This is a genomic window from Nonomuraea typhae, from assembly GCF_009760925.1.
In the GTDB taxonomy this organism is placed as follows: Bacteria; Actinomycetota; Actinomycetes; order Streptosporangiales; family Streptosporangiaceae; genus Nonomuraea; species Nonomuraea typhae.
In genome coordinates this window covers 1-5,973 of the sequence record NZ_VRLV01000034.1, presented here as the reverse complement: position 1 = coordinate 5,973, position 5,973 = coordinate 1, and the positions used below count along the sequence as shown (strand labels likewise).

The following is a 5,973-nucleotide window of genomic DNA, read 5'->3' as shown; positions in this document are numbered from 1 at the left end:
TGTCGATTCCCGTAGTCGTGTGCGCTGGCTTCGTGGGGTTTTCGGCTGAGTGCAGTGGACTTCGAGAAATCCTGATTCCTGTACCCGTGTGCACTAGTGTCGATCTTCGTTCGTACTCCTGTGCACTGGCGGTGAGGTCGGCGTGGTCGATGAGTCAGCGGGCGTTGTTGAGCGGGGTGTGCTGACGGCTTCTGCGGAGGACTGGGCGTTGGCGGTCCGTCGGGCCGAGGTGATCGGCCGGTTGGCGCGGGAGTCGCGCATCCCGGGGGCGGTTGCGGATGAGGCGGCCGCCGAGTTGGGGATTCGGCGTCGTCAGGTGTACGTCCTGGTGAAGCGGTGGCGGGCGGGTTCGGGGGTGGCGTCGGATCTGCTTGCGCGCCGGTCGAGCGGAGGGCGGGGGCGGGGGCGGTTGCCGGAGGAGGTCGAGGCGCTGCTGCTGGAGGTGATCCGGTCGCGGTATCTGACCAGGCAGCGCCGGACGGTGAGCGCGGTCTACAAGGAGGTCGTGCGGCAGTGCCGGATCCGGGGGCTGGCGGTGCCGTCGCGAGGGACGTTGGAGCGGCGGATCGGTCAGCTGGATCCGGTGGCGTCGGTGACGGCCCGGCAAGGCGCGGAGGCGGCCCGGGTGTTGCGGTCAGCGGGCGGTGAGCCGCCGGTGATCGAGGGGTTGCTGGAGCAGGTGCAGATCGACCACACGGTCGTGGATCTGGAGATCGTGGATGAGCGGCATCGGATGCCGATCGGCCGCCTGTACGTCACGGCCGCGATCGACGTCGCGTCGCGCTGCGTGGTGGGCCTGGTGGTGACGTTGGAGGCGCCGTCGGCATTGTCGGTAGGGCTGTGCCTGGCGCACATGGTCACCGACAAGCGGCCGTGGCTGGAACGGCTCGGGGTGAGCGGGGTCTGGCCGATGTCGGGTAAGCCGCGCGAGGTCTTCACCGACAACGCTACCGAGTTCAAGAGCGAGGCATTGCAGCGGGGCTGCGACCAGCACGGGATCAAGCAGTCCTACCGGCCGCTGGGGGCGCCGCATTTCGGCGGGATCATCGAGCGGCTCATCGGCACGATGATGAAGATGGTGCACGACCTGCCGGGCACCACGTTCTCCAACCCCGCCGAGCGCGGCGACTACGACAGCCAGGCGGCCGCGGTGCTGACGTTGGCGGAGCTGAACAAGTGGCTGGCGCTGGCGGTGATGGTCTACCACGGTGAGGTGCACGGCACGCTGAAGCAGACCCCGGCGGGGCGGTGGGAGCAGGGCGTCGCCGAGGCGGGGCGGCCGGCGACGGTCGCGAACGAGACGGCGTTCCTGGTCGACTTCCTGCCGGTGGAGCGCCGGGTGCTGGGACGGCAGGGCTTCACCCTCGATCACATCCAGTACTTCTGCGACGCGCTCAAGCCGTGGATCGCCCGCCGCGGGGACCTGGAGAAGTTCGTGTTGCGCCGCGACCCGCGCGACATCTCGCGGATCTGGGCGCTGGACCCGGACGGCACCTCATATCTGCAGGTGCCCTACCGGACGTTGTCTCGGCCGCCGATCAGCCTGTGGGAGCAGAAGGCGGCGGTCGCCCGGCTGCGGGAGCTGAGCCGGGACCAGGTGGATGAGAACGCGCTGTTCGCGATGGTGGCGCAGATGCGGCAGATCACCGAGGACGCCGCGGGAAAGACCCGCGCCTCGCGCAGGTCCCTCCGTGCCGTGGAGCGGCGGTCGGCGATCCCGGCCCGGCCGTCGCCAACGATCCCCGTGCCGCCGCCCGCTCACGATGACGGGACCGTGGCGACGGCGGTGCCGTTCGAGGTGATCGAGCAGTGGTGACGGTGGCGGAGGTCGCCGACCCCGAGGACCTGTCGCACCTGCACGAGATCGCCCGGCGGGTGGCCCGGCTGCCGGCGGCCGAGCGGCTGAGGTATGTGCGTGCGGACAGGTGGATCGGCTACACCCGCGCCTCTCACGCCTTGGCCGAGCTTGAGGAACTGTTCGCGTGGCCGGAGCGGCAGCGGATGCCGAACCTGCTGCTCATCGGGGCGACAAACAACGGCAAGTCGATGATCATCGAGAAGTTCCGACGATCCCACCCGGTCGTGTCCCATGCCGACCGGGAAGAGTTCCCGGTGCTGGTGGTGCAGATGCCGTCCGACCCGCAGGTCGCCCGCTTCTACACCGCGCTGCTGACCGCGCTGGGCGCTCCGCTGCGGCCGGGGATGAAGCTGCCGGTGCTGGAGCAGCTGGCGTTGCGGCTGCTCCGCGAGACGGGCGCCCGCATCCTGGTGATCGACGAACTCCACAACGTCCTGGCCGGGCGGGGCGAGGCGCGGCGGGAGTTCCTCAACCTGCTGCGGTTCCTGGGCAACGAGCTGAAGATCCCCTTGGTCGGAGTCGGTACCCGCGAGGCCTACCTGGCGATCCGGTCCGACGACCAGTTGGAGAACCGGTTCGCCCCGTTCGTGCTGCCGCGCTGGCAGGCCGATGAGGAAGCGTGCTCGCTGTTGGCCAGCTTCGCCGCCTCGTTCCCGCTGCGACGGCCGTCGCCGATCGCTACGGCCGACATGGCCGAGTACCTGCTGGCCCGGACCGAGGGCACGATCGGGGAGCTCGCCTCGCTGCTGACCGAGACCGCGATCGTGGCGATCGAGTCCGGCGAAGAGACCATCAACCAGCGGACTCTGCTCATGGCGGCCTACGCCGGGCCCACGGAACGCCGGCGCATGTTCGAGCGCGAACTCCTATGAGAGACGCTCCGGCCCGCCGGTGGCCGCTGCATCCGAAGCCCGGCGTCGGCGAGGCGCTGTCGTCCTGGCTGTCCCGGCTCGCCGCGCTCTACAGCCTCTCGGTCCTGCAGTTGCTGGAGAACAACGCCGGTCCGGCCTCAGCCCTGGCGCGCAGAGCGTTCGACGACGGTCTCGATTGGGATCCGCCCGCCGAGCTCTTGGACGCCCTGGCCGAACGGACCGGCACGACCGTGGGTGACCTGCGGCTGATGACCATCGCCGGTTGGGTGCCCTGGCTGGCCGACACCCTCGAGGTCGACAACGGCTCCGAGGCGTTCCACACCTACGCCCGGCAAGACTCGGTCCTGCTGCCGGAAGGCGAGGCCGGCATCAACGCCGTCGACCGGTGGCGGCCCTGGGTCCCGGTGAACCGCGGACGCCCGACCGTCGGCCGTATTTGCCCGGTCTGCACGACCGACCCCTCGCGCGGCACCCCACTGACGGCCACGCTCCCGCTCATGCTCAGCTGCCCCGAACACCGATGCCGCCTGGAGGACGGCAGCACGGTAGCTCTCGCCGCGACCCTGGACCAGCCGCTGCCGCATCGGGCGGCGCCCGAACACGTCCTCGCCCTGGACAGCCTCACCCATGAGGGCCTGGCCACCGGCACCGTCACGCTGCCCCGCCGGACCGTGCACGTCGGAGTATGGCTCCGGCTGCTGCGCACCCTGCTGGACGAGGTCAGCATCTCCACCTCCCGGGTCCGCCAGCACTCGACCACCGCGCTCGATCTGATCTGGAGCACCGCAGGACTGCCGTCCCGCGCGGGCCTGAACGTCTGGCGGCCCTACGAGAGGCTCGATTCCGAACGGCAGGAAGCCATGCTCGAAGCCGCCGCCTGTGCGCTGAACCTTGTCCAGACCGGGGCGATCGTCGCGCGAGGCACGCTCGGCCCGCTGCTGATCCCCATGCCCTACCAGCCTGCCTACGACGGGACCCGCACCCGACCGCTCGGCCTCCGGCGTTCACGGCTACCCGAGCACGACCCGGCCGACATGGAGACGGCACTCAAGGACGTCTTCGAAGCCGCGAAGACCGACCAGGCCACCGCACGCTGGATCTTGCAGTGCCTCACCTGGCGGCTCCGGACCACCGCGGCCTTCGACCGCGAACGCGACAGCCTGATCCTGATGTGTGGCATCCCGGCGGAATTCCTGCCCGAAGCACACGAATGGGATTTCGAGCGACCAGGCCCCTTCGGGATCATGTGACGGCGACGGACATGCTCGCGAGCGCCTGTTCCACTTCCAAGGAAGTGGAACAGGGCTCCCGACGTTCCGTCAGAAGGTGTGCGTCCTGGGTCGATCAACTCGCCGATCGTTCCGTAAGCCGTTCCACAAGAAGTGTTTCGGAAGGTCCATACAGAACCGACTTCCGGTACGGTCCGGCCATGCGAACCGACAACTCACACCCGGCCAGCGGGCTCACCCTGGGGTACGCGAGGGTCTCTACGACCAAGCAGAGCCTGGAACGCCAGCTCGACGCACTTGACGTCGCGGGCATCCCCGATGACCGGATCTACGTGGACAGGAAGAGCGGGGCCAGCGTCGACCGACCGGGTTTGTCCGAGCTGCTCGCCTATGCCCGCCCCGGGGACACCATCGTCGTGCACACCCTCGACCGGCTCGGCCGCAACCTGCGCGAAGTCCTCAACCTCGTCCACGACCTGAACGAGAAGCAGATCGGGGTGCGTTCGCTGGCCGATCCTCTGCCGATCAACACCGCCGACGAGGGCATGGCCCGCATCGCCTTCCTGCTGCTGGCCCTCTTCGCCGAGATGGAACGCACCTTCACCGCCGAACGCGCCGCTCACGCCCGCGCCGTCGCCGAAGCCGCGGGCCGCCGCATTGGCCGCCCCGTCGCCCACTCCTCTGACAAGATCGAGTATGCCCGGCTCCTCAAGCAGCAGGGCACCAGCCTCGGCCAGATCGCTGCCAAAACCGGCATCCCCAAGACGTCCCTGCATCGCTACCTGGCAATCCAGTAGGAGCGGAACTGATGCGCGATCTCCTGTACCTCTCCGAAAACAAGATGCGGGTCTTGAGCCCGCAGGTCCCGCAAAAGCTGTGGAAGAAGGCCGGCTTCGAAGCCGGGGTCAACGTCGGACTTGCTTCCTTCAAGACCACTCTCCCTGGTGACTCCCCCCAGCCATCGGCTGCCATGCTCGAACCGATCATCGAGATGATCGAGCAGGAGCGAAAGGTCAAGTGGTTCACGGACGAGGCCCTGCAGGCGGGGGACTGGATCCAGTTCGAGGACGAGTTCTTTTACGGTGACGCGGCGCCTGCTGGGCCGCAATTCTCCGACAAGACGGTGGTCACCGGCCTGGTGTACCTCTCTGCTCAGCGGTCCCCCGAGGGAACACCCTTCGTCCTGGTGGGCTCGTCCGTGAACGTCCTGGACCGCTGGCAACCGCCGGACTCCCATGTCACGACAGTGGGCACGTTCTACATGGAGGCTGTGCGCGCGTACGCGGCGCGTCTCGCCGAACTGCCGGACGAGGCCGCACGGAGCGAGTTCACCGGTCCGCCCAACAGCGGCCACCACCTGGCGCAAGCGCTCCACTACCTGACCCCTATCGTCGGATCGGTCAAAACGGATTCCGGCTGGGCGGCGGGGCCGGTGATGCTCAGGGGACACGCTCGGGTCCTGGCGGCGCCGAATGACGACATCTGGGGGCGTCCCGTCCTTGCCACTCCTCTCTATATCGAATACGCACCCGACGACGCCTGATCGATCGGCGTCTGCTCGACCATCCCGTTGCAGGCCAGCAGGAAGGGGAGTGTGACGCGCAGATGGGTAAGCATCGCATGCCGGTCCCTCCCCTTCTCCTCAACGCTCACGGCCAAGCATTGTCGGACCTGTCCGGACACCAACGCGACCTCGCCCACTACCGCGTGCAGGTGGCTTCAGTCATCCGCGCAGTCTGTTGCGCGACAAGAAACTGACAGTGGTTCCCCGTCAAGAAATTGTCAGTTGATCTTTGTCTGGTCTCGGCGCTGTACGAGGGTCCCGGCTGCGGCCTTCCCGTCCGGCAGCCCGCCACCGGCCGGCCTCGCCGCTTCTGCAGCTCAACCGCCTGCCGATTGCAGCGCCCATCGCGCATCCCTGGCGAGCACTCGTCAGAACGCCTCGAAGCCCACCGAGGAACGACCCTGTGCAGGGGAGTTCAGACATCAGTGCAGACGACTTCGGAAATCGACA

At 68.2% G+C, this 5,973-nt stretch carries 5 protein-coding genes; all 5 read left to right on the top strand.

Going from position 1 to position 5,973, the window contains the following annotated elements; genetic code table 11:
- Positions 1–208: 208 nt before the first annotated feature.
- The 5 genes from FVE25_RS53490 (at position 209) to FVE25_RS53470 (ending at position 5,502) form a co-directional block, all read left to right on the top strand.
- Entirely contained in the window at positions 209–1,816 is a 1,608-nt protein-coding gene (locus FVE25_RS53490) for a Mu transposase C-terminal domain-containing protein (protein ID WP_219826081.1), read from the top strand.
- Entirely contained in the window at positions 1,810–2,730 is a 921-nt protein-coding gene (locus tag FVE25_RS53485) for a TniB family NTP-binding protein (protein WP_246268906.1), read from the top strand. The genes FVE25_RS53490 and FVE25_RS53485 overlap by 7 nt, the downstream gene beginning before the upstream one ends.
- Positions 2,727–3,980, top strand: coding sequence for a TniQ family protein (locus FVE25_RS53480; RefSeq protein WP_157255229.1), 1,254 nt, complete (start codon positions 2,727–2,729; stop codon positions 3,978–3,980). Before FVE25_RS53485 ends, FVE25_RS53480 begins: the two co-directional genes overlap by 4 nt.
- A gap of 179 nt (positions 3,981–4,159) precedes the next feature.
- Positions 4,160–4,756 carry a recombinase family protein gene (locus tag FVE25_RS53475; protein WP_157255227.1) on the top strand — a complete coding sequence of 199 codons (597 nt, stop codon included), beginning with the start codon at positions 4,160–4,162 and terminating at the stop codon, positions 4,754–4,756.
- 11 nt (positions 4,757–4,767) lie between these two features.
- On the top strand, positions 4,768–5,502 hold the full coding sequence (locus FVE25_RS53470) for an SAVMC3_10250 family protein (protein WP_157255226.1): 735 nt from the start codon (positions 4,768–4,770) through the stop codon (positions 5,500–5,502).
- Positions 5,503–5,973: the final 471 nt, after the last annotated feature.